General features: G+C 34.3%; 24 protein-coding genes and 1 pseudogene. 17 read left to right on the top strand and 8 right to left on the bottom strand.

The features are described from left to right. Positions 1-9: 9 nt before the first annotated feature. Positions 10-1500 (bottom strand): helix-turn-helix domain-containing protein, encoded by a 1491-nt coding sequence (locus tag AC0L3Q_RS23895; RefSeq protein WP_473283555.1) that lies wholly within the window; start codon positions 1498-1500, stop codon positions 10-12. Positions 1501-2107: 607 nt separating this feature from the next. Between AC0L3Q_RS23895 and AC0L3Q_RS23900 the strand changes: the two genes are divergently transcribed. The 12 genes and pseudogenes from AC0L3Q_RS23900 to AC0L3Q_RS23955 all read left to right on the top strand — a co-directional run bounded on the left by AC0L3Q_RS23900 (position 2108) and on the right by AC0L3Q_RS23955 (position 13070). Further along, positions 2108-4138 carry a lantibiotic dehydratase family protein gene (locus tag AC0L3Q_RS23900; RefSeq protein ID WP_473283557.1) on the top strand — a complete coding sequence of 677 codons (2031 nt, stop codon included), beginning with the start codon at positions 2108-2110 and terminating at the stop codon, positions 4136-4138. A 2-nt stretch (positions 4139-4140) separates the two neighbouring features. After that, a complete protein-coding gene (locus AC0L3Q_RS23905) occupies positions 4141-4299 on the top strand; it encodes a hypothetical protein (RefSeq protein ID WP_473283559.1) in 159 nt (52 codons plus the stop codon). After that, positions 4292-5173 carry a thiopeptide-type bacteriocin biosynthesis protein gene (locus tag AC0L3Q_RS23910; RefSeq protein WP_473283560.1) on the top strand — a complete coding sequence of 294 codons (882 nt, stop codon included), beginning with the start codon at positions 4292-4294 and terminating at the stop codon, positions 5171-5173. Before AC0L3Q_RS23905 ends, AC0L3Q_RS23910 begins: the two co-directional genes overlap by 8 nt. 52 nt (positions 5174-5225) lie before the next feature. Beyond that, the gene (locus AC0L3Q_RS23915; RefSeq protein WP_473283562.1) at positions 5226-5423 is read left to right on the top strand and encodes a class I lanthipeptide; all 198 of its coding nucleotides are present in this window, start codon (positions 5226-5228) and stop codon (positions 5421-5423) included. Between the two features lie 120 nt (positions 5424-5543). Next, on the top strand, positions 5544-6797 hold the full coding sequence (locus tag AC0L3Q_RS23920) for a lanthionine synthetase LanC family protein (protein ID WP_473283564.1): 1254 nt from the start codon (positions 5544-5546) through the stop codon (positions 6795-6797). A gap of 41 nt (positions 6798-6838) precedes the next feature. Then, the gene (locus AC0L3Q_RS23925) at positions 6839-7180 is read left to right on the top strand and encodes a hypothetical protein (RefSeq protein WP_473283566.1); all 342 of its coding nucleotides are present in this window, start codon (positions 6839-6841) and stop codon (positions 7178-7180) included. A 47-nt stretch (positions 7181-7227) separates the two neighbouring features. Then, a complete protein-coding gene (locus AC0L3Q_RS23930) occupies positions 7228-8451 on the top strand; it encodes a vitamin K epoxide reductase family protein (RefSeq protein WP_473283568.1) in 1224 nt (407 codons plus the stop codon). 23 nt (positions 8452-8474) lie between these two features. Next, on the top strand, positions 8475-10733 hold the full coding sequence (locus AC0L3Q_RS23935; protein ID WP_473283570.1) for a peptidase domain-containing ABC transporter: 2259 nt from the start codon (positions 8475-8477) through the stop codon (positions 10731-10733). A 5-nt stretch (positions 10734-10738) separates the two neighbouring features. Further along, on the top strand, positions 10739-11335 hold the full coding sequence (locus AC0L3Q_RS23940) for a hypothetical protein (RefSeq protein ID WP_473283572.1): 597 nt from the start codon (positions 10739-10741) through the stop codon (positions 11333-11335). Between the two features lie 11 nt (positions 11336-11346). Continuing rightward, positions 11347-12042 (top strand): HlyD family secretion protein, encoded by a 696-nt coding sequence (locus tag AC0L3Q_RS23945; protein WP_473283574.1) that lies wholly within the window; start codon positions 11347-11349, stop codon positions 12040-12042. Between the two features lie 48 nt (positions 12043-12090). After that, positions 12091-12567, top strand: a complete 477-nt coding sequence (locus tag AC0L3Q_RS23950) for a hypothetical protein (protein ID WP_473283576.1) — start codon at positions 12091-12093, stop codon at positions 12565-12567. A gap of 24 nt (positions 12568-12591) precedes the next feature. After that, a pseudogene (locus tag AC0L3Q_RS23955) lies at positions 12592-13070 on the top strand (regulatory protein RecX). Positions 13071-13109: 39 nt separating this feature from the next. Here AC0L3Q_RS23955 and AC0L3Q_RS23960 read toward each other — a convergent pair. From AC0L3Q_RS23960 to AC0L3Q_RS23970, 3 genes are all read right to left on the bottom strand, one after another. After that, on the bottom strand, positions 13110-13976 hold the full coding sequence (locus AC0L3Q_RS23960; RefSeq protein ID WP_473283578.1) for a cupin-like domain-containing protein: 867 nt from the start codon (positions 13974-13976) through the stop codon (positions 13110-13112). 35 nt (positions 13977-14011) lie between these two features. Further along, entirely contained in the window at positions 14012-15115 is a 1104-nt protein-coding gene (gene bioB, locus AC0L3Q_RS23965) for a biotin synthase BioB (protein ID WP_473283580.1), read from the bottom strand. 112 nt (positions 15116-15227) lie between these two features. Next, a complete protein-coding gene (locus AC0L3Q_RS23970) occupies positions 15228-16391 on the bottom strand; it encodes a beta-ketoacyl synthase N-terminal-like domain-containing protein (RefSeq protein WP_473283582.1) in 1164 nt (387 codons plus the stop codon). Between the two features lie 141 nt (positions 16392-16532). On the opposite strand from AC0L3Q_RS23970, the gene AC0L3Q_RS23975 reads away from it, so the two are divergent. The 4 genes from AC0L3Q_RS23975 to AC0L3Q_RS23990 all read left to right on the top strand — a co-directional run bounded on the left by AC0L3Q_RS23975 (position 16533) and on the right by AC0L3Q_RS23990 (position 18365). Further along, positions 16533-16985 (top strand): cytochrome c oxidase assembly factor Coa1 family protein, encoded by a 453-nt coding sequence (locus AC0L3Q_RS23975; RefSeq protein ID WP_473283584.1) that lies wholly within the window; start codon positions 16533-16535, stop codon positions 16983-16985. Next, complete coding sequence (locus AC0L3Q_RS23980) at positions 16966-17409, top strand: hypothetical protein (RefSeq protein WP_473283587.1); 444 nt, start codon at positions 16966-16968, stop codon at positions 17407-17409. Before AC0L3Q_RS23975 ends, AC0L3Q_RS23980 begins: the two co-directional genes overlap by 20 nt. Before the next feature lie 14 nt (positions 17410-17423). After that, the gene (locus AC0L3Q_RS23985; RefSeq protein ID WP_473283590.1) at positions 17424-17996 is read left to right on the top strand and encodes a hypothetical protein; all 573 of its coding nucleotides are present in this window, start codon (positions 17424-17426) and stop codon (positions 17994-17996) included. A 96-nt stretch (positions 17997-18092) separates the two neighbouring features. Then, positions 18093-18365, top strand: a complete 273-nt coding sequence (locus AC0L3Q_RS23990; RefSeq protein WP_073318543.1) for a hypothetical protein — start codon at positions 18093-18095, stop codon at positions 18363-18365. Between the two features lie 22 nt (positions 18366-18387). On the opposite strand, the gene bioA is transcribed toward AC0L3Q_RS23990, so the two are convergent. From bioA to AC0L3Q_RS24005, 3 genes are read right to left on the bottom strand one after another with little or no spacing between them, the layout of a single operon-like run. Further along, complete coding sequence (gene bioA / locus AC0L3Q_RS23995) at positions 18388-19701, bottom strand: adenosylmethionine--8-amino-7-oxononanoate transaminase (RefSeq protein ID WP_473283592.1); 1314 nt, start codon at positions 19699-19701, stop codon at positions 18388-18390. Then, a complete protein-coding gene (bioD, locus tag AC0L3Q_RS24000; RefSeq protein ID WP_473283595.1) occupies positions 19698-20339 on the bottom strand; it encodes a dethiobiotin synthase in 642 nt (213 codons plus the stop codon). The genes bioA and bioD overlap by 4 nt, the downstream gene beginning before the upstream one ends. An 18-nt stretch (positions 20340-20357) precedes the next feature. Then, a complete protein-coding gene (locus tag AC0L3Q_RS24005) occupies positions 20358-21509 on the bottom strand; it encodes an aminotransferase class I/II-fold pyridoxal phosphate-dependent enzyme (RefSeq protein ID WP_473283598.1) in 1152 nt (383 codons plus the stop codon). 253 nt (positions 21510-21762) lie between these two features. Here AC0L3Q_RS24005 and AC0L3Q_RS24010 point away from each other — a divergent pair, with 253 nt between their 5' ends. Next, a complete protein-coding gene (locus tag AC0L3Q_RS24010; protein ID WP_473283600.1) occupies positions 21763-22149 on the top strand; it encodes a GNAT family N-acetyltransferase in 387 nt (128 codons plus the stop codon). On the opposite strand, the gene AC0L3Q_RS24015 is transcribed toward AC0L3Q_RS24010, so the two are convergent. Then, positions 22127-24589, bottom strand: coding sequence for an alpha/beta hydrolase family protein (locus AC0L3Q_RS24015; protein WP_473283603.1), 2463 nt, complete (start codon positions 24587-24589; stop codon positions 22127-22129). The two genes, AC0L3Q_RS24010 and AC0L3Q_RS24015, sit on opposite strands and share 23 nt — an antisense overlap. Between the last annotated feature and the right edge of the window lie 123 nt (positions 24590-24712).

A 24712-nucleotide genomic window follows, 5' to 3' on the forward strand; every position in this document is an offset into this window, starting at 1 on the left:
ACCAAACACTTAAATATCATCCTGGCTGTCTAGCCTTTTTATGAAATACGATGGATAAATCCCAGTTTTTTTATGAAAAGACTTCGAAAATGCTTCTGTAGTATTGAATCCTATCTCTCTAGAAATTGCTTTTATCGTATAATTTCTCATCTTTCTATCTTCCTTCAACTTTTCAACAACAAAATCTATTCTTAAATCATTAATATATTGAATGAAGCTTTTCTTTTTATAAGTATTTATAATTCTAGATAAGTATTTACTATTTGTTTCAAACTTTGTTGCCAGTTTACCGGTGGTTATATTAGATTCTAAAAACCCCAGATCCTCTTCAAATTTGTCAATTTTTTGTAGCACCTTTTCAATGATTTCTTCTGATATACCAATATTCTCTTTCGATTGGTCATCTTTGGTTTCTTGCTTCGACGTTTTATTTGGTGCTTGATTTTTCTCATTAATAAGAACTTCAAACCGCTTAGCGTACAATCTCCTCTTTTTATATTGATAGTATACAAGCCCTACGGTGATTACAACTACAATAATTAATAACGTATTGAAGCCCTTGTATTTTAAATTTGCACCATTAATGGACTGTATTAATTTATCTTTTTCTTCTAATAATTCTGGAGTATCATATTCTTTAACTAGTTTTTCATTTAAAAAGGCGTAATTATTTCGCAATATTTCGTCAAACTTTAATAATCGCTCTACATAAAACAGCTGGTTTTCCATATCTCCCTTTGACTTATACCTATCAATCAAAAGCAAATAACTCTCTCTAACTTCTGGTGTAACAAAATTTGTAGACTGAAAAATAGAATCAATTTTCTTGTAGTACATAAAAGCTTGGTCTTCATTTTCCAAAGCTTCTTCAATTTTCCCGAGATATAAATACGCATTCAAGAAGTCTGCCTTATCCTCCAATTTGGCCAAAAAAGGCAGTGATTTTTCTACACTATCAGCAGCCTGAGTATATTTTGCATTATGATATAAGTTAACCCCTTCATTAAAAACAAACTCGTAGTATATTTTATCATTTATTTTATTGGCTAGATTTAATCCCTTTTTGGTATAATATGAAGAAGAATCAATACGTTGATTATATACATATGTCTTGGCCAAATCTAAATAGACATAAAGATAATCTACTGTGTCTTTAATAGTTTCCTTCTGATCTTCATATTGCAAGCATTCTTTAAAAATACTAAGGGCTTCTTGATGTTTTCCTAATTTATTTTTTATCGTCCCTATATTGTGCTTCGCGAAATAGATGTAATCTTTGCTGTCTGTTTTCTTGGCGTATTCCAAACACAACAAGTAATTATCTAATGCATTCTGATAATCCCACTTTCTAAAATAATAATACCCTTTAACAGAATATGGATAGGATGGGAAGAACTTGTTGTTCAAACCTTTGCTTAACTGAATAGAGTTGTTAAGATATGCGAGCCTTAAACTATCATCTTTCTCATAAAAATTTAGCAAACAATAGCTCTCAGACATTTTAAGGCTGTCTTTTTTTCTATAGCCTTTTGTAAACTTGCATTTAGGTAAATTAAAGATTTTATGGTGTCATTTGGGCTTTTATCATATGCTCTAATTATTTCCTCATACTCCTTGGTTTTTAAGGAATCTGGAATTTCATATTTACTATTCCCAACTTGAGCGTATACCCCAAGATTCAATAAAAAAAACAATACTATTATTATTCGACCCATTAAAAAGAACACTATTACACCATTTGACTACAATGAAAGGAAGTCTATTAAAATTAGAATACATCCATTCAAATATAATAGATAATACTTTTTTTATATAGTTAAATCTTTCTTCTCGTAAAATATTACAGGTTTTAATAAAACATGTATAACCCTTTATAAAAAAGCGTTTTAGGTCTTTTTTTCGAGATCTGAATTCTGGGAATCCAGACTCTGAATTCTGGGAATCCAGAGCTATCACGCTTGTTTTGAGGGTTTTAACCATTCTATATTTGTCCTGTTCGCAAACGAATCATATTCATCAATTCTTGATATCACTTTTAGAAAAATGAATACCACTTGCGAAAATCATTAAACAATTTGACAAGTATATAATCAAAATTATTTATTCCGTGAAATCCATACAAACATACAAACCACTTGAAGAATACGTGCTTAGAACACACAATCTTTCATCTTCAAAAGTTTCAGACCTAACGGTTGAGAAAATCAAGGAACTATGTTCGTCTGATTTAGTATCGGAAGCCATTTTTCTGGCATCACCAGAGCTGCATCAAGAAATGATCAAATATCTAAGTGGAAAAAAGGTGCGAGATGAAGAAAAATTAATTCATTCTTTACTGAAATACCTTCTTAGAATGGGACACCGTTGTACTCCATTTGGACTGTTTAGCGGTTGTAGTATCGGAAATATTGATCAAACAACTTCAATAGAACTCGAAGAGCCAACAAAACACCAAAGATTTACTCGTATCGATATGAGTTACCTGTGTTCCTTGGTTCAAAAATTGGAAAAAGCTGAAGAAATTCGCAAAGAGCTTGTTTATTTTCCTAACAACAGTCTATACCCCATTGGAAACAAGCTGAGATATATCGAGTACAAATACAAAAATGTCGAAAGAAGTCATTATACAGTTTCAATAGATAACTCTATTTACGTAGAGCGCATTCTAAAAAAGGCAAAGAAAGGTGCGACCATTAATTCACTTGCTCAACTTTTGGTAGAACCCGAAATATCATTGCAGGATGCAAAAACATTTGTTAATCAGTTAATCGATAATCAGATATTGATCAGTTCGATATCCCCTTCAATAACCGGGAAAAACTATTTATCAGAATTGATAACCAAAATTCCGTCGAAGGATATTAAATCCAGATTACTTGCCATTGAACAACTACTTACTAAACTTGATAAAAGCTGTAAAGGAAGTAATCTAAAATATTACGATGAGCTTTCTAAGCTACTGGATTCTTTTGAAATAAACCACAATAAGAAATTCATATTTCAAACCGATCTAACTATTACTACCAAGAGAAATACTATTTCTAAAGAAACGGTTAAGGACATCGAAACCGCTATTGGATTACTAAATAAACTATCTCCTATACGAGAGGATGAAAAATTAACAAATTTCAAAAGACAATTCTACAAAAAGTTTGAGGATGAAAGAGTTCCACTTACCCTAGCCCTAGATGTAGAAACTGGAGTTGGTTATGGATTCTTGAGTAAGGATGACTATGATATTTCACCTTTAATTAATGGATTAGATCTTTCATCCAGTAACCATATTCAAAAACAAAAAAATATTAAATGGACTTATATAGATGAATATCTAAACAAGAAGTTGATCGAATCGGATATTAAGGGCGCTTCTGAAATATGTATTGATGAAGCAGATTTAGAACTTTTCGACGAAGACTGGAACAATCTTCCGTTATCTTTCAGTGTTATTGCTCATTTGTTAAATAACAATCCTAAAAACCCTTTATTGAGTGTATCCTTTGCCGGTGGACCTTCTGCCAGCTATATCTTGGGGAGATATACACAGTCTAACTCGAAAATCTGTGAACATGTAAGAGCAATTACAAGAAGTGAAGAAGAACATGCAGATGCCATTTTTGCCGAAATCGCACATCTTCCTGAAAACAGAACAGGTAATATATTAAACCGAAGTCATCTAAGACCCTATGAAATCCCATATTTAACCAAAAGCTCTTTGCCAGATGAGCAACAAATTACAGTAGATGACATCTTGATTTCGATAGAAAATGATAAAATCATATTGTTTTCAAAGAAACATCAAAAGGAGGTCAAACCGAGGATGGCTACAGCCCATAATTATGCTAATAATCCTTTACCGATTTATCAATTTTTATGCGACCTGCAAACTGAAAATCTAAGGTTTAGTCTAAGTTTTAATTGGAGAAATGCTCGACAAGGAAGGAGTTTTTTACCTCGACTACGTTTCAAAAATATCATCTTATCTCCAGCAGAGTGGGTTATAGACCGTGAAGAGATTAAAAAGATTTCTAAACTAGACAACTTATCCGAATGGAGAAAGGAAAAAAACTACCACAAAAAATACTCCTGGTCGAGTCAGACAATGAATTACTTATTGATCTTGAACACCATCTTAGTGTAAGTATGTTTTTATCGACCATCAAGAATCGATTCCAAATAAAACTAAAAGAACATCTATTTGATGAACAACACGCTACAGTTGTAAAAAACGAAGAAACTTTTACCAACGAGGTCATCTTCTCTTTCATCAAAAATCATAAAAAAGGAGGAAGTCATGAATAAACAACGCTATTTTTTCTTAGGAAGCGAGTGGTTATACTATAAGCTATACATGGGTTCTCAAACCTCTGATATTTTCTTAACCCAAGTACTAAAACCTGTCGCAGATGAATTACTGGAACAAAAAGTAATTGACAAATGGTTCTTCATTAACTATAAAGATCCTGATAGACATATAAGAATACGATTTAGAGTACTTAATCCTGAAAATCTAAACTATGTAATTAAAATTTTGCACAGGGTTATCACGCCTTTTGTTGAAGACAAAACGATCAACAAAGTACTCATCGACACCTATAAAAGAGAATTAGAACGGTATGGAACTGAAACTATTGAAGAATCCGAATCTGTTTTCTTCTCCAATAGCAAACTAATCACCTATATAATTTCTGAATCTGGTGATGATCAAAATAGATGGTTGTGGGGGCTCAAATCAATAGATATTTTCTTAGATGCCTGGAACTTAAGCCTTATCCAAAAAAGAGAATTATTCAAAAGTTTAAAAATGGCTTTTGATGAAGAAATGGGAGCTACCACCCCTATTAACCAACAACTTTCGAAAAGATTTAGAGCTAATAGAGCAGCGATTAATCAAATCCTAGAAAAGAACAGCAACGTTGGATACGATATTGTACTGGATCAATACCTGGTAGAAAACAAACCAATAGCATCAAAAATTATCAAAAAACTAGAAGGTCAAAATGCTCCGATCCCAGTTCAAAGTTTGCTAAAGAGTTACATCCACATGCATTGTAATCGCTTATTTAAATCCAAACAACGATTAAACGAATGGGTACTCTACAATTTTCTCTTCCAGTATTACAGAAGCAAAGTAGCCCAAATAGAAAGTAATAAACAAAAAGTATTGATAAAATAGGAGTAAGCCGAAAATCCTTTCAAGAGTAGGCAAATTTTAAACATTAAATATTATGAACAAGTTAAAGTTAAACAAAGAAACAATTTCTCAAATGGACAGAAATGAAATGGCAAGTGTAAACGGTGGTATCGATATCTGTATCATTAGCTGTAAGAATGGATCAGGAAAGGAAAAGCCTTGTTGTGATCAAACTTCTATAGAAATTAAAATCGACTTAAGTATTGGAAGAGGTGACCAACATGGATCATAACGCCTTTGATCATTCATCAATCTGAGTTACTAGGCGTTTTGCCAACGATCTGATGATCGTTGGCAAAACTCTATAAAAGTTTTTTCCTCTAAAGCACTTGTTAAACATAAAGAATATAACATGATCGCAGATACCAATACGCATACATTACAGGATACCTCTACATCAAAAAGGTTAGAAAGAAGCATAGAAAAAATAGAATCTATTCTTTTTGAAAAAGCTAGATATATGAACAAACCAATAATCGCAGAGGATTTGGGCGCTATGATCTTTGAGGCGACATTGTACAAGTACTCAAAACAAGAGGCCTACAAAAAAAGAGCAAAAGAACTACTTACGAATTTAAAACAACGGCTTCATCAACACAATTTGGGCTCTGGATTTCATGAGGGCTTTGAAGGAATTTTATATACCATTCAATACCTGAAAAAATGTAATGTTATAGACACTAATGATCTGACTGATGATCTTGAAAAGCATCTGCTTAAGTCGTTACATATAGATTTCAATGCCAATTACTTTGATACTTTACACGGGAGTATAGGCAAACTATTGTTTTATATCGATCCAGAATATAAGGACCAGCAAAGAACAAAGACTTTGATCGATCAATTCCTTATATCGCTATACAAAAACAAGAACGAAGGTTTTAACGGTTTTTTTTGGTATGATCCTAATGAGTCAGAAAAGGGGTTAATTAACCTGGGTATGGCTCATGGTATCTCTGGGGTTCTTGCTTTCTTAGTAAGGCTAAAGGAACTAAAATATGATCACTCACTACTCAACCCTCTTATTGAAGGCATTATAAACAGTCTTTTTAGTTTTAGAAACAAAATTACAACTGTTAGTGGTTTTCCTGATCATTATGCCGAAGATATTAATAGCAGAAATATTAACAGTAGACTGGGATGGTGTTATGGTGATCTAGGAATTACCCATACCTTGGTATACGCATACAGTGTGTTAAAACGCAATGATCTTTTGCAAGTAGCTATCCCAATACTTGAAAAATTAATTCTAAGAACGATTAGTAATTCTGGACTCACTCATTTTGAACGCTACTCCTTTTTCGACAATGGTTTTTGTCATGGAATAAGCGGAATTGCCTATATGTTACAAAAAATTAACAACCATCTAGACAGTCCTCAAATCAACAAAAGAGTTATGTATTGGAAAAATCAATTACTGCATAATCTAGAAACTCAACTAAGCATTGAGGGAGATATATATTACCCCTGGTACAGACAAAACAAAGAGTATTCATATACCCTTGATAAGGAATGTATGTTAGATGGTTTGTGTGGAACCGGCTTGGTTTTACTTTCTATGACTTACAACAAATTCGATTGGAGTGACATGTTTCTGTTATTCTAAAAATACTTCCAATTCCATTGTTAACTATTAAAAATTCGTTTATGGATACTAATCATATTATCGAGTCGCTTTTAAAATACTTCAGAAAAGAAAATATTTCGGTAAATAAAGAGATGTTTGTTTTACAATTAACTTCTCATCCTAGTTATCCAAATTTGTTATCCATAGTAGATACATTGGAGTATTTCGACATACAACACAGTGTTTACAATACTACTTTTGACCAAGTTGATTACGAACATGATAAATACCTAACCCTTCTAAAAGGAGATTCTAGAATACACAATTTTAAATATCTCGAGAAAAAAAAGGTAGTTATTTCCTTAATTCTCAAAAAGTCTCAGTTGATTCTATTAAAAAACTTTGGAGAGGAATCGTTTTGATTTTAGAGGATGATCAACCAGCCAAAAAAACAACCTTAAAAAAATCCGTGTACTTAGCATTGCTGATCCTAATTCCAGCCAGTGTTTACCTAAGTTACGATAGTCCATGGCATGCCCTATTTTATATATTTCCTATTATTGGTATTTTATTATCTCTAACTGCTGTGAAAGATTTATGGCTTGATGATCCGGACCATGCGCTACATAAATTTTGCATCAAGAGTACTACAACAGATTGCCAATCTGTAATACATTCAAAAGGAATCTCACTATTTTCTAAAATAAACTTTTCTGACCTAAGTCTTATTTTCTTTTCCTCACAATTAATTTCTTATCTAATCCTTAGTTTTTCTGGATTGATCAATGAATACTTCATTTATCAAAAGCTGTTATTATATCTCGGGTTACCGGTTGTTCTGCTTGCTCTGTATTTCCAAAAATTCGTAATCAAAAAATGGTGTTTTATATGCCTAATGATTATTACCCTATTACTAAATGAATACATTTATCTAGAATTTACTCTGGGACAGGCAAATACGTACACGATACAATCATTTGGTCTTTTATTCTTCATTTATGTTATGATTTCTATTTCATGGGTAGCAATCAAAAGAAATCTTATCAAGATAAAGGAACTGAAAGAATTTAAAATCAAAGCCATTCGGTTTATAAGAAACTATCCTCGATTTAAAGAAGAAATCCTAAAACAAAAACCTTTTCATCTTCCTAAGGATTTGGTTGATTACAACAACAATAACAAACTCAATATCAACATAGTATCCGATCCTTTCTGTGATTTCTGTAAAAGAGTCCACCTTACTACAGAAAAAATCTTAGCACGATATCCTGAAAAAATAAATTTCAGCACTGTTCTAAATGTAGATCTCCTTGACGAATATGATGACGATAGACTATTTTGTCAAAACCTATTTAGTTTACAAATACAAGAAGACAAGAACACGTTCAACCTAGCACTTGCTGATTGGTTTGAAAATCAAAACATTCAGGACTGGCTTTCCAAATACAAGCACGATTTTGACCATGAGGCCATCCAAAAAACATCCCTAAATCATAAAAAATGGTACGCTCAAAATAATCTGGATTTTACTCCTATTGTATTTATCAATGGATACCTATTCCCAAAAACATATGATATAGAGCACTTGGATTACTTCATTCAAGATTTAATAAATGACGAAGATCTTAAGTATCATCCTAGTTCTGAATTCATAGATATTGATCACGAACAATCTATAATTAAACAAATGTAAAACACTATTAAAATCTGAAAGCTTTGAAAAATTTCCCTTTTTACAAACAGCCAGGAGCAAAGGATTGTGGACCCACATGTTTGCGAATAATAAGCAAGCACAATGGTAAAACTATCCCACTCGAAACGATAAGAAACCTTACTCAAACTACAAGAATAGGAAGTTCTTTTCTTGGCCTTGCTGAAGGAGCAGAAAATCTTGGTTTCAAAGCAGTTGGTGTTAAAACAGATTATGACACTTTTAAACAAGACGTACCTTTTCCTTGTATTGTACACTGGAAAAAACGTCATTTTGTAGTAGTTTATAAAATCAAGGATGACATTATATATGTTTCTGATCCCTCTTATGGGTTAATTGAATATAACAAAGAAGAGTTTATAGAATCATGGATAGGTAAAAATGCAGATCAAAAAACTCAAGAAGGACTCACTCTTTTATTAGATACCACCCCAAAATTCTATGACACAGATTGGGACAATTTTGATCATAAATCAGGTTTCTCCTTTTTATTTAGATACTTATCAAAGTATAAAAAGCTAATCCTTCAACTAGTTGTTGGATTACTCGCAGGAAGTTTACTTCAATTATTATTTCCTTTTCTTACTCAAAGTGTTGTAGATATAGGTATTCAAAATCAAGACATTAACTTCATTTACCTGATTCTAGGGGCGCAGATAATGTTATTTGTTGGTCAAATAAGCATTGAAGCCATTCGAGGCTGGATTCTATTGCACTTAAGTTCTCGTGTAAATATTTCTTTGGTATCGGATTTCTTTATCAAGCTAATGAATTTACCCATTTCTTATTTCGATACAAGAATGACCGGAGATCTGATGCAACGGATAAATGATCATCAGAGAATTGAAAGATTACTTACTAATTCTTCCTTGAATACACTGTTCTCTTTTTTTAATATTATCATTTTTAGTGTAGTTCTTATATACTATAACCTTAAAATCTTCGGAATTTTTGCTGCCGGAAGTGCTTTTATGATCTTATGGATTCTCTTTTTTATGAAAAGAAGAAAAGAATTAGATTATAAACGTTTTTCGCAGATGAGTGATGATCAAAGTAAAACGATAGAGCTCATTGAAGGAATGCAAGAAATTAAATTACACAATGCCGAAAGACAAAAACGATGGGGATGGGAATTTATTCAAATTCGTCTCTTTAAAGTTGCTACACAAGGGCTGTCTCTTGAGCAAATGCAGACCATAGGATCGTCATCGATCAATCAATTCAAAAACATCTTAATTACATTCGTTTCAGCTTCTTTGGTCTTAAATGGTCAAATTACTCTGGGTATGATGTTGTCGATTCAATATATAATAGGTCAACTTAATAGTCCCATTTCTCAATTACTACAATTCATACAAGAAACCCAGGATGCAAAAATAAGCCTAGAAAGACTGAAAGAAATCCATGACAGAAAAAACGAAGAGGATTTTAAAGACATTACCATTCACGAAATCCCTAAAGAAAATGATATCATTATAGAAGCCCTTAATTTTAGGTATACTGGTGCCGAAGAATCTGTTATTGAGAACATGAATCTTACAATTCCCAGAAATAAAACCACTGCCATAGTAGGAGCTTCAGGAAGCGGAAAGACTACATTAATGAAAATGCTAATGCGTTTTTACAATCCAAGCAAAGGAAGCATAAAACTTGGTGAGCAAAATTTTCAAAACATCTCGCAAAAATCATGGAGAGATGTATGTGGAGTAGTAATGCAAGATGGGTACATATTTAATGATACTATCGCGAACAATATTGCCCTGGGAGAAAGTCATATTGATAAGAAAAGATTATCAAATGCAGTTAAGCTGGCCAATATCAAAAACTTCATAGAAAGTCTTCCTCTAAGCTACAATACTCAAATTGGTAACGAAGGTATTGGATTAAGTGGAGGAGAAAAACAGCGTTTGTTAATTGCCAGGGCGGTCTACAAAAACCCAAATTTTATCTTCTTCGACGAAGCCACAAGCGCATTGGACGCCAATAATGAAAAAATCATTATGGAAAATCTAGATACTTTTTTTAAAGGAAGAACAGCAGTAGTAATTGCACATCGACTAAGCACAGTTAAAAATGCAGATCAAATTGTGGTTTTGGACCAGGGTAAAATTGTAGAAAAAGGAACACATCATGAATTAGTAGATCTAGGCGGGAAATACTATCAACTTGTAAAAAATCAATTGGACTTGGAGAAACTTAATGATTCCACCACACAAAATTCAAAGTTATTATCATCAGATCCATCTATCCTTATAAACGCTTAAATACTATGTCTGAACAAAAAAACAAAACCTTAGAACAATTAGAGTTACGCTCTGAAGAAGTAGAAGAAATATTAAGCACTCCTCCCAATTGGATGACAAGATGGGGTATTACCGTTGTTTTCTTTGTAATACTCATTGTTTTGGCAGCAAGTTGTGTGATCTCATACCCAGATGTCATTACTTCGAAAATAAAAATCACAACAGAAATACCCGTCGAAAAAATTGAAGCTAAGTCTAGCGGACGCATTGTTAAACTTCTTGTTGAAGATCAGCAAGAAGTAAAACAAGGACAAATTTTGGCTGTGATCGAAAACACCGCTAATTTTGAGGATTTCTTATTATTAAAATCCTTAACAGATACCTTAACTACGGATTATCAAAATTTTAATTTCCCTACGCATATAACAGAATTTTTATCATTAGGTGAACTAGAGCAAGATTATGCACTTTTTGAAAAATCATATAGCGATTTCTTACTCAATAAAGACCTGAATCCATTTTCTCTAGAAACACTTTCTGGACAGCAGGTTCTTTCTGAATTGAATAGTAGAATAAATGTTTTAGAAGTACAAAGGACGATAGAAAAAAAGAGCTTGAAGTAAGAAAAACGGACATGGAAAGAACGCAAACACTCTATGAAAAAGGAGTTATTTCCAAAGTTGAACTCGAAAACAAAGAATTAGAATACTTACAAGCACAACGAAACTACGAAAACACCAAAATTAATATCTCACAAGTCCAGGAATCCAAAAACAATGCTCAACGCGGAATCAAAGGATCAAATATCAACAGAATCCAAAATGATACAAAATACCTGAAAGAAGTCATATCATCTTACAAACAACTAAAGAGATCCATTACCCAATGGGAGCAAAATTACTTATTAATTGCCTCTATTGATGGTAAAGTAAGTTTTCAAAAGTATTGGGGAAAAAATCAATTTGTAAAAGCTGGAGAAAACGTACTTACTATTCTTCCGACCAACTCTCCCCTTGTTGGAAAAATAACAGCTGCTGCCAGTAAAACCGGAAAAATCAAATCCAATCAAGACGTCTTAGTGAAATTAGAAAACTATCCCTATCAAGAATTTGGTATGCTGAAAGGTCAGGTTATAAGTATGTCATTATCCCCAGACGAACAGGGCAATTACTATGTTGAAGTAAACCTTCCTAAAGATTTAAAAACTACTTATGGAAAAACACTGCTGTTTAATCGTGAGATGACAGGGTCTGCAGGTATTATTACTGAAGATTTGAAAATAATAGAACGTGTGTTTTATCAATTCAGAAATATCTTTAAATACGATTAACGCTATAAACTACTCATATCATAATATCTAAAACAATACCAATACATTATGAAAGATCAATCTCAAAAATTGATAGCGATATTGAAGCATTTTCAAGGCATGAATAAGATAGATGCCTTTGCTATCATTCACAAATTAGAAGTACTTTTATACTATATCCCTAACCCCATAAATACAACTAACCTGAAACCAGACGCTATTCTTTCAGAAATTAATGAAAAAGACATAGATCCTTTTCATTTTAGTACCCTGCCAAATGGAAATCCATGTGAATTTATTGCTCAAAACGAGTGGATGCAGATTTACAAAGAGACCACTAAATTTCGTATGGGTTTGAAGTTGTTTAATCCATACTATTTCAAAACCAAATACACCCCATTACAACTTAAAAAACTAACCAAAAAAAACATAATTAATGATCTAAAGGGAAAACCTGAAGAAATTAAATTGATAAAGTTTTTGGAAACAAATAGCGTCACAAAAAAAGACGCTATCTCTAATGAATTTTTAGTTTTATCTTTATAGGCATTTTTACCTTATCATTATTGAATGAATCAAAAAGCCCCTGAGTCTATCACTGTTGCCGAAGCTCTCAATAAAATGGAGCGATATTGCGCTTACCAAGAACGTTGCCATAAAGAAGTAATGGAAAAACTAGGCGGGATGAGACTTATCCCAGAGGCCAAAGAACAGATCATTCTACACCTGCTGGAACATAATTTCTTAAACGAAGAACGATTTGCCAAAAGCTTTGCCAGAGGAAAATTTCGTATTAAAAAATGGGGTAAACAAAGAATCGTAAGAGAACTAAAATTCAGAAATATATCAGCGTACAATATTAAAACTGCACTAAAAGAAATTCCAGAATCTAGTTATCTCGAGACATTTCATGAACTTGCCGATAAAAAATACGCTTCCCTGACCGAAAAAGATCGCTATAAGAAAAAAAGAAACTAATAGATTACCTGATCTACAGAGGGTGGGAAAACCAATTGGTCTTTGAGAAAGTAAATGAACTAAATCTCTAACCGATTATCGTTTTACATGCTTGTAAGATGCACGTCCTTCTACAAATTAAGATTGGAATGTGTCTTTCGGATGGCCATTTCGTTTTTGTAATCGATCCACTGCTGCCCCCTTCGTTTTCTCATAAAGTTATCAAAATAACGCATAAAAAACACATTATACGTAGCTTCTGCAAAGTTTCTAAGGTTTTTGGGAACAGAACGTATACTCATTGAAAAACCTGGAGTCAAATACGTCATTTGATGCCAATATCCTTCTGGCATATACAATGTTTCTCCATGTTTCAGATTAGTAACATATCCCTTGGCTTTTTTTAGGGCAGGCCACTTCTCCACATCTGGATTCGTAAAATCTATATCGTTGTGAGAAATAAGCGCATGTGGCACCTTGTAAAGGTATTTCGTTTCAGAAGGAGGAAACAAAATGCATTGCTTTTCTCCATGAAAATGGAAATGAAATATATTAGCTAAGTCGATATCATAATGCATGAAGACTTTGGATCCACTGCCTCCAAAAAATAGGAAAGGCAGCTTTTTCATAAACTTCAAACCAATATCTGGATACCTAAAATCTTGTTGAAGCTCGGGCACTTCTTTTAGTAAGTTGTACAGAAAGATTCTATAATTTGTTGGGCCTTTTTTAAGCAAGTCGATATACTCGCTCATTTTCATTTTGGCATGAGCTTCATTAAATTTAAACTCTGAAGAAATAGGTCGATCATCATAAATCGGTACTTCTTTTTCTCCTGCTATTTTACCAATGTAATCCAGATCCCATTTCTTAAATGCGGGCCAATCCACAATCAATCGCTCGATAACTACAGGCTTTTGTAATGCGACATATTGTGAAAGGAACTCCTCTTTGGTAATTGATGTTACCCTTGGTATTTGCTCTAAATTTAATTTCACTTAGGATGAAAATAATTTTAAAACGAAAAAATTGTTTATTTATCTGCTACGGCCTTTTTGGCGTTGTTTTTAGCGCTTTCATTTCTTTCAATTGTATGGCCTGGTCTTGACCACTTTGGTTTTTCGCCCATTGATTCGAACTTAGAATCTGCAGATTCTACAGTTTCGGGCTGTGCTTTCTTAACAAATGGTTTTTGCGGAATCAATCCTAGTAACGAAAACATTTCCATGTCTTCATTCACATCAGGATTAGGTGTGGTCAACAATTTATCTCCGGCAAAAATAGAATTAGCTCCAGCAAAGAAACACATTGCTTGTCCTTCTCTACTCATTTCCGTTCTTCCTGCAGACAAACGTACCTGGGTTTTTGGCATTACAATTCGAGTGGTTGCTACCATTCTAATCATATCCCAAATAGCTACTGGTTTCTCGTCTTCCATGGGAGTTCCTTCAACCGCTACAAGTGCATTAATAGGAACTGACTCTGGTTGCGGACTTAGTTTTGACAAGGCTACCAACATTCCTGCACGATCCTCAACATTTTCTCCCATTCCGATAATACCACCGCTACAAACGGTAACATTTGTTTTTCGAACATTATCAATCGTTTTTAAACGATCTTCATATCCTCTTGTAGAGATGACTTCTTTGTAGTACTCTTCAGAAGTATCTAAATTATGATTATATGCATACAAACCAGCTTCAGCCAATCGTTGCGCCTGATTTTCGGTAATCATCCCTAAAGTACAACATACCTCCATATCCAATTTGTTGATAGTGCGTACCATTTCTAATACACTTTCAAACTCAGGACCATCTTTTACATTACGCCAAGCAGCACCCATACAAACTCTGGAACTTCCTGAAGCTTTTGCTCGAAGTGCCTGTGCTTTTACCTGCGGTACACTCATTAGATCATTTCCTTCGATATCTGTATGATACCTTGCAGCTTGCGGACAGTACCCGCAATCTTCTGGGCAACCTCCTGTTTTTATAGATAAAAGGGTAGATACCTGTACTGTATTAGGATCGTGATGTTCTCTATGAATGCTAGCCGCTTCATAAAGTAAATCCATCATTGGTTTATTATAAATATCAAGGATTTCTTCCTTTGTCCAATCGTGTCTAATAACGCTCATAAATAAGATATGTAAGTGTTCAAAAGTAATTGTTTAAAATCAAAAAACACAACTTCAAAACATCAAATTCGTTGTTTTTACCAACAGTAAGACGATTTAAAGCCTTAATACGTTAGGGTGCTTCTAATAATATACTTACCGCATTTCCTCCAAAACCTACGGCATTCACTATAATTCTTCGTATTTGATCGGGGTTTGTAGTATTCTTTACAAACGGCACCGATATAAATCTCTGATGTTTTAGCATCAATATAGCCATTTCTATGCTCAAAATCCCACTAGCACCAAAAGTATGTCCAATCTTCCATTTGTTTGTTGTGAGCGCTGGTAATTTTTTATTCCTAAAAACCTCTTGAATAGCATTGTATTCTGCCAGATCTCCTTTGGTTGTTCCAGGAGCATGCATAATCACACAATCGACTTCCTGATCTTCATTCCCTTGTAAAGCCATTCTCATCGATTTTTGAAAACAATCTGCATTGGTGGATATCGAAATATTGTGCTTTAATGTTTCTGTAGCATATCCAATACCTTTTACCAAGGCAATCGCATTTTCTTGTCGCCCTTTTTCTAAACAGGCTACAGCCGCACCTTCGCCCAAAAACATCGAATTTCTCTTTTTATCCAACTGTAGTGCCTGACAAGGATATACCGAATTGGTATCTGAAGCATAGATTTTTAAAGCTTTCATCTGGGCAATAGTAAAATCAGTAAGCGGTGCCTCGCTACCACCAACCAAAAACTTATCAGTTAACCCTGATTGAATCCAGGCTACACCATTTAACAACGCATGTAATGCAGTAGAACATGTAATGGAATGGCTAATGTCTGGACCTACGCTTTGCAAGTCATGGGCAATCCAGGAAGATATATTACCAAGAGTAGTCGTAGGAGAACTCAAAGTGGACGAATTTCCGGTTTCCAAAAATTCTTGGTGATACTTCTCAAATAACTTAGTAGCGCCTCTTGAAGAACCTATGTTGATTCCAAAATTCTTGTCCTCGCCCCAACCTGCGTAGGCAATTGCTTTTCTAGCCGAAAATATTCCAAAAAGCACCGAATCGTCTAGATTTTCATAATGGTGATTCTCCTCTCTCAATTCAGAAATAAATTGCTTCGCCTGTTTGGTGAGTTCTGCTACTATGGTAGCTTGTTTACCAAAATCCCGAATAGAAATACAATGATTCTGATTCTTGTAATTCTCCCAGATTTCATCCTCAGAAACTCCTAGAGGAGAAATAGATGCGATCCCAGTAATAGATATTGATTGTTGCAATTCTTAAGTTTTGGCAAATGTAGGGGTTTGTTCAATTTTGTTCAACACTTATGTGCTATTTTTACTAGAGTAAATCGTTAAAATTAGTAACAAAATAGAGATCTCAACTACCTATAGTTAAACACTAATATTCATCACCCTATGGCACATCAAGAGCGACAAAAAAGTTGGTTTGCAAGAAACTGGGGTTGGGCAGTTCCGGTAGGAGGCTGTTTGACCATTATCATTTTATTTTTTGTATTTCTAGGATCTGTAATTTTTGGAGTAAGTGAACTTATGACCAATTCTGATCCCTACAAAGACGCTCTTGCCAAGGTAAAACAAGATGATTATGTCATAGAAATACTTGGAGAGCCTATAGAAACCAACGGAATCATGCAAGGAAATCTTTCTTATAAAAATAATGTAGGTGATGCCAATATTTCTGTACCCATAAAAGGACCAAAAGGTGAAGCAAGAGTTTATGTTGTGGGTACCAAAACAAATGATCAGTGGGAATATTCTGAAATGTATGTGATCATTTCTGAGACCGATGAACAAATTGACTTATTAGGATACGAACAAAAAATCGACGATGACGAAGGCTTTGAATAAAATCAATATTGCTACGATCGGAATACCTTTATTATTCATTGGTATATTGGTTTGGCTAGCTTCTTCAAAATTATTTGATCAAAACCCTGGTTTACTGGCTAAGGGTGTAACCATCGATTTACTCTTTACGATACCGATCATTTATCTTTTGTTGATCAAAAAGAAAAACATTCCTAAAATTACGATTGTTCCTGTTTTTGTGCTAGGGATGATCATTACCTCCAATATTCTTCCCAAGGAACACCAAACCTTGTTGCAATGGGTGAAAACCTGGATCTTTCCTATTGTAGAATTAGGAGTGGTTACCTTTATCTTGTATAAAGTAAAACGGACCTTTGCCCTATATCGTGACCGAGCTCAATCTATTCCGGACTTTTTTCGGCACTCAAAAATGCTTGTGCAGAAATATTTTCTGGTAAAGTAGGGACTTTATTAGCTATGGAAATAGCTGTTTTCTATTATGGCTTTTTGTATTGGAGCAAACGTGTTATATCCAAAAATGAATTTACTTATCACAAAAATAGCGGAACAATTTCATTATTAATTGCACTCATCCCTATCATCGGCATAGAAACTTATGTATTACACGTACTTCTGGAAAAATGGAGTACAATTGCTGCCTGTATTGTTTCCGGGATCAGTGTATATTCAGGAATTCAAATTTTTGGCTTTCTGAAATCTCTGATGAAAAGACCTATCTCTATAGACAATAATCAACTACACTTAAGATATGGAATCTTGAGTGAAACCAGTATCGATTTGCATCATATTGAATCTGTTGAAATAAACAGCAAAGATTTGGAATGGAATACATCTACCCGTAAATTATCCCCTCTTGGGGAGTTAGAATCTCATAATGTGATCATCACATTAAAGGAGGAGCAGGTACTCTATGGACTTTATGGAATGAAAAAAACCTTCACCACTCTGGCATTTTTTGTGGATCATAAAGAGCAATTCAAAAGTTGTTTGGAAGAACAATTACAAGAAGATACCCTCTTTGATTTATAAGAATTTACGCACAAGATTTATGGTGATTCTTAACATTGGATTCATTTCTTTTTGTTAAAAAAAAGTTACTTTTGTGTTAAGCAAACCGTACCCCTAATGTTTCAAAAATTACCAAGTAAACATCATTCAAAGGATTTTGAGTCATTCTCAGAGATCTTAGAAAGTGATGGAATCATCGTTTTTGAGGGGATATCTGATAGCTTTTTAAAATTCAAAGAATCCTTTGATGACTATCAAAAGGAAAAGTTTGAAAATGAGATCAAGTACTTATCGGATTGCTACCAAATAGACCAAACCAGCTTTAATTACTACCGAAATCCCGAAAAACTATCCAAAAACTATGCTAAGCGACTCTTAGCCTCTTTATAGTTTTTTATTTGTGAATATCTTACTAAACATTTTCCAATAGCTCAAGTATAGCTTCATACATTTTGTCCAGCTGTTCTGTACTTACAACATATGGCGCGAGAATATAAATAGTGTTCCCCAGAGGTCTTAAAAAGACTCCCTTTTGCATAAAATGATCAAAAATCTCATACCTCTTTTTTCCATATCGATCCATCTCAATCTGTAAATCCAACGCATAGATCACTCCTTGTTGTCTGGTCGTTTTTATTTTGGGATGATTCTTAATTTTTTGATCAAACTCTTGATGCGAAGCCGTTATTCTTTGGATATGATTTTGATACTCCTCGCTTTGTAATAATTCTATACCTGCCAATGCTGCTGCACATGCTATAGGATTAGCAGAGTAAGTATGCGCATGAAAAAACGCTTTACCTACAGAATCGTCAAGAAAAGCATCATAAATATTCTGAGTGCAGCTCGTCACAGCCATCGGTACAAATCCTGCAGTAAGTGCTTTGGACATTGAAATGATGTCGGGTTTAGTCTCTATGATATCTGAGGCAAACATACTCCCCGTTTTACCAAAACCTGTCATCACCTCATCTGCAATGGTGATCACCTCATTTTCTTTACAGATCTTAAGAATTTGGTTGATATACTTTGCATCAAACATATGCATAGCATTGGCCCCTTGAACCAAAGGTTCATAAATAAAAGCTGCAACAGAATTTGAATCGATAATATTATGTAATTTCTCAATTACCTCATCAATATTGTTGGCATTTGGAGTTGGAATACGTTGTACATCAATAAAAAAATCTTCAAATGGTCCGTTATACACCGACAAACCCGATGCAGACATCGCTCCAAAGGTATCCCCATGAAAACCATCTTCAAAAGCAATAATCGTATTCCTCTTTTCTCCTCGATTAAAATGGTATTGCAATGCCATCTTGATCCCAACCTCATTTGCTGTTGAACCATTATCCGAAAAGAATATTTTTTCCTGATTTTCTGGTAATATTTCAATTAATGCTTCAGAAAGTTGAATAGCAGGTTCGTGGGTAAATCCTGCAAATACAATTTGATCGAGTTGTTGCATTTGTTTTCCAACCTTTGCCAATATATACTCATTACAATGTCCATACATTGCAGTATACCACGATGCGATCCCATCGATATATTCTTTCCCCGATTCATCATACAACAAAGCTCCTTTTGCTTTTACAATAGGCAATGCTTCTGGATGAATTTTGTGTTGCGTAAGCGGATGCCAAATGTGTTTTTGATCACGTGCTCTCAGTCCATTCTCCTCAATCATCAAATCGCTTACTTTATTGTCTTGTCCTACCTTCATAACTTCTCCAATTTTTCCTGAAACAGCTCTGCATATTCTTTGATTACGCTAGTATCAAAAAAAGGCTCATTTTCGATTCTCCCGATCACGGGAACATCTGCCATTTTTTTAATGATTTCTTCGGTTGTTTTATGTTCATCTCCGCTAAAAATGATAGAAACATCAAAACCTTGCTCTTTTAGAATCTTAACCGTCATTAGGGTATGATTTATGCTTCCTAAATAATGTCTTGATACCACGATTACTTTATAATCTGGTGCTATCAAATCCATTATCGTATCGGTATCATTAAGCGGTACCAACAATCCTCCCGCACCTTCAATCACCAGATGATTATCTGTTTCTGGAAGTGTTATGTTACTTTTTTCGATAACAAGATCATCTATTGCTGCCGCGGCATGAGGACTCATAGGCGTATGCAAAGCATAGCTGTTTTTATGAAATACCGATTTTGAATTAGAAACCAGTTTTTTCACCTTATCGGTATCCGAAAAATCCAGATCTCCGGCCTGCACAGGTTTAAAGTAATCTGCTTGTAATGCTTCTACAACAATTGCTGAAGTAACAGTTTTACCAACTTCTGTGCTTATCCCGGTTATGAATATCTTTTTAGGAGTTGCCTTTGATTTGCCAGGCATAATTATGTCTTTAAAGTTTTAAACAAAGGTAGCCAACAGCTTTAAAACTTCATCAATTTCTTCTTTAGAATTATAGCTGTGTAAACAAAAACGCAAACGTTCTTTTCCGAGAGGTACCGTAGGAGACATAATGGGTTTTACATCAAAACCTTTCTCTTGTAATCCTTGTGCAATTTTTTTTACTTTTTCATTACCCGAAATAATGCAGCACTGTATTGCCGAGTTACTATCAATACATAGGGATGCTATTTGATAATCCTTTAGCTTCTGTCTAAAATACCTGATGTTTTCCATCAATTTTTTGGTTTCGTCTGTACGCTGCAATTCTCCATACGCTGCTTGAATTGTCGCTATTGCATGTACCGGTAGTCCAGTAGTATAAATAAAGCTTCTGGCAAAATTAACCAAATACTGTTGTAATATCTTTGATCCTAAGACTGCAGCTCCATGACACCCCATAGCTTTACCAAAGGTGATTATGCGCGCAAACACTTCTTGCGCTATCCCTAATTGTTGTAGCAAACCGACTCCATTTGCCCCAAATACTCCTGTAGCATGAGCTTCATCAATGATTAGAAAAAAACCATATGTTTTGCTCAAATTGACGAGCTCCTTCAGATCTGGACTGTCACCATCCATTGAAAATACAGATTCGGTAACAACATATACATCTCCCGAGTGTTGATGTTCTTCATTTTTTGAAGTTAATTGCTCAAGCTTTTTGCTCAAATCCTCCAGATCATTGTGTTTAAACTTATACGATTTGGCATGACTCATCTGGATACCATCTCGGATAGAAGCATGAATCAATTCATCAAAAAAGATCACATCCCCACGTTGTGGTACGCTAGAAAAGAAACCAATATTAGCATCATACCCAGAGTTAAAGATCAGAGCAGATTCAGCATTGTGATATCTCACCAAAAAGTTTTCGGTTTCTGTATACAATTTGTGATTCCCTGTGAGTAAACGAGAACCCGTTGCTCCGTTGTGATGAAGGTTGTTTTGAGCAAGAATTTGATAGGCCTTATCAAAAATAAACGAAGACATTGCAAATCCCAAATAATCATTGGATGCAAAATCAACCAAATCGCTTTGGGTTTTTAAGGTTCGTAGTGCATTTTTGGCACTGCGTTCATCTAGTCGTTTAATAAGTTTTTCTGGTAACACGGTTCAAAGGTACAAAGACCATTAGATTTCAGAAACCTACTACAAAAATTATGCTCCTAATTCTACCAAAAGATATAGATTGACCGTATTTTTATCCTATGAAAGATATTACCTATACCATTACTTCTTCTACAAAAGAGTTACAACAAATTCTTCAACTTCAAAAAACGAATTTACCGGTTTCAATTTCTAAAACAGAAAAAGAACGAGAGGGTTTTGTAACCGTTGAGCATGATCTTGATATTTTAAAAAAATGCATGATAGGCAACCTCATATCATTGCAAAACATGAAAGTAATGTGGTTGGTTATGCATTATCTATGGTCAAAGACTTTAAAGATCAGATCCCAGTATTACAACCTATGTTTTTAAAAATAGATGAGGAATTACAAGGAAAGTCTTCATATCTAGTAATGGGACAAATTTGTATAGATAAAGCGTACAGAAAACAAGGCATTTTCAGAGGTTTATATACCAAAATGCGTGATGAATTGAACACCAAGTACGATCTATTAATTACAGAAGTCGCTGCAAGTAATACCCGGTCACTCAATGCCCATTATGCTATTGGTTTTAAAGATCTAATTGTCTACGAAGATAACACTACCAAATGGCATCTTATCTATTGGAACTGGGAATAGTGGTTTTTGGAGCTGCTGAACCATTTTGTTCCAGATCATAACCAAAATATTTTCCTTTATCTACCCTAGAAACACCTTTTGTCATCCATACTGGAGCAGGCTTACCTTGCAAATAATGGTCAAAAAACTGCATCATTCTTATAGATAAGTCCTGTCTGTTTTTTTCTTTTCTCAGGTTGTGTTGTTCATCATTATAAACCAAAAGCCAAACTGGTTTTTGCAGTCTTCGCATCCCCATAAACATCTCAATCCCCTGATAGTAAGGCACCGCACCATCACTATCGTTATGCATCATCAATAATGGGGTTTCAATTTTTGGAATTCCAAATAATGGAGAATTCTCTATATACAAATCAAAACCATCCCATAAATTCTTCCCTATTCTACTTTGAGATCGTTCGTATTGAAATGCTCTACTCAATCCTGATTGCCAACGGATTCCTCCATAGGCCGATGTCATATTACTCACGGGAGCACCAGCCATAGCCGCTTTAAACTTGTTGGTTACCGTGATCAAATAGGCTACCTGATATCCACCCCAGCTTTGCCCTTGAAGTGCCATGTTTGCGCTATCAACATATCCTAACTTTTCTAAAGCCTCTACACCAGAAACTATACAATTGTAAGCACTAGGTCCAGGTTTCCCATCTTCATAAACAATATCTGGGACAAACATGATATACCCATTACTTACCAAATAAGAAGGATTTACAACAGATGCGCTGGGTCTTGGCGTATAATAGGTGTGATAGCTATCCGATCTTTTCTCATAAAAATACGTGATCAATGGGTATTTTTTTGAAGGGTCGAAATCTTCGGGTTTATAAATAATCCCCTCTAGTTTTTTCCCATCGTAACTTTTCCAAGTAAATAGCTCTGCAGTTCCCCATTTAAAATCTTTTTTCTGAGGATTTACATCAGTTAGTTGTGTATTCTTTTGAAAATTAGAATCCGTATAATGCAAATCTTGAAAGGTGTCGAAGTTTTGTTGCTGAAAGGTAAAAACATCTGCTTCTTTTGCCTTTTTATATCGATTTATAAAATATGTTGTCGATTTTATTTTTTCTTTCATACCTGTATCTGTCAAAGTATATAATCCTGATGACTTAGTAGTTTTATTGAAACTGGTAATCAACAACTCATTATTACTGTAGGAAGCAAGGTTAGGATTTTCTTCATCCAATCTTAAGGTTCTATATTCAATGTTCTTTTTTCTTCCGTTACCTGTGATATTTACAGGTTTTGTATTTCCCGATAAAGACACCTTCCAAACATCAAACTTATCATAAATCAATCCATTACCAACTTTATCAAACCCTCCGAAGCCATACATAAAAGGCAATGCAGGATGATCATCATCCTCATCATAAAAAGCCACTTTTAATTTTTGGGTAAGGTTCTTTTTTTCTAAAGTCTCCAGATTCAGAGAAAACCAATGTTTTTGCTCCATATCATAATACAATGCATACTTCCCATCAGGCGATAAAAAAGGTTGCAATGCAGTTTTGGTAAGAGATAAACGCTTCTTACCTGTATAGGTATCGATTACATAAAAATCTCTGGTCCAAGGGAAATTCCAAGACCGTTCTACATCATAAGGAGCTCCCGTAGCTCCCAAAATAAATCTTTGCTCTCTGTTTTTATCAAAAAGGACATCCTTAAAGGTTTCGTCTTGAATCTCAACCACTGATTTTTTTTCAAGGTCGTAGTAAGATATGTACGCTTCATTTTTTAAGTCCTTAATCCTGGCTTTTTGTTCGGGTTGTATCATTTTATCGTTCCAATTCCAAACATCAACTTGAGGGATTTCATCATCCAAAAAGGTTGTATCCTTTTTATACGTCACTTTTGGCTTTGAATAAAAATATAGTCGATTACTATTCTCAGAAAAGAATGACGCTTTCCCGTTTCCTAATTCCCAATTATTTCTAATATTTTTTCCTTGGGTATCCACCAAGTTGGCTAATTGCTTATCCCCATAATAAAACAACTCATATCGAATCGAATCCAGATGTGTAGAGTCCTTCGCAGCCATAAACGAAAAGTGTTCTCCAGTTTTATCTACAGCTAATTTATCATACAAATATCTTGTAGAATCTATTACCGTTTTTGTTCCAGAAAGTATATCGTATGCAAAGATCCCTACATCTCTTTTCCTTACCTGATTTCCTTTTTTCTTTTTCCCACCTATATGATTTGTTGTGGTATAGTAAAATGCATCCCCTTTTTCAGGAATTACAAAATCCTTAATTTGAAAAATAGTATCTGTTCTTTTGGATTTTAGATCATAAACCAATGCATAAGATTGCTTGTATCCTTTTCCTAGTTTTGGTTTTACCGTATCTTTTTTAGTTTCGTCTTTAGCCTTAGGTTTTTGTTTCTTAAAATTCTCAATCACTAACCATCCATTAGAAACTTCGGGAACCTTATACCCACTCACTCTGGCTATAGAATCATATATTTTGTTCGTTTTTACATCATATATAAATAGCTTATCCTTTGCTCTTTCGTCCTCTTTAACCTCTTTCTTCTTTTCTTGTCTAACACTGTTGTACGACGGTTT

This window comes from Aquimarina sp. KJ22-3, assembly GCF_055808215.1.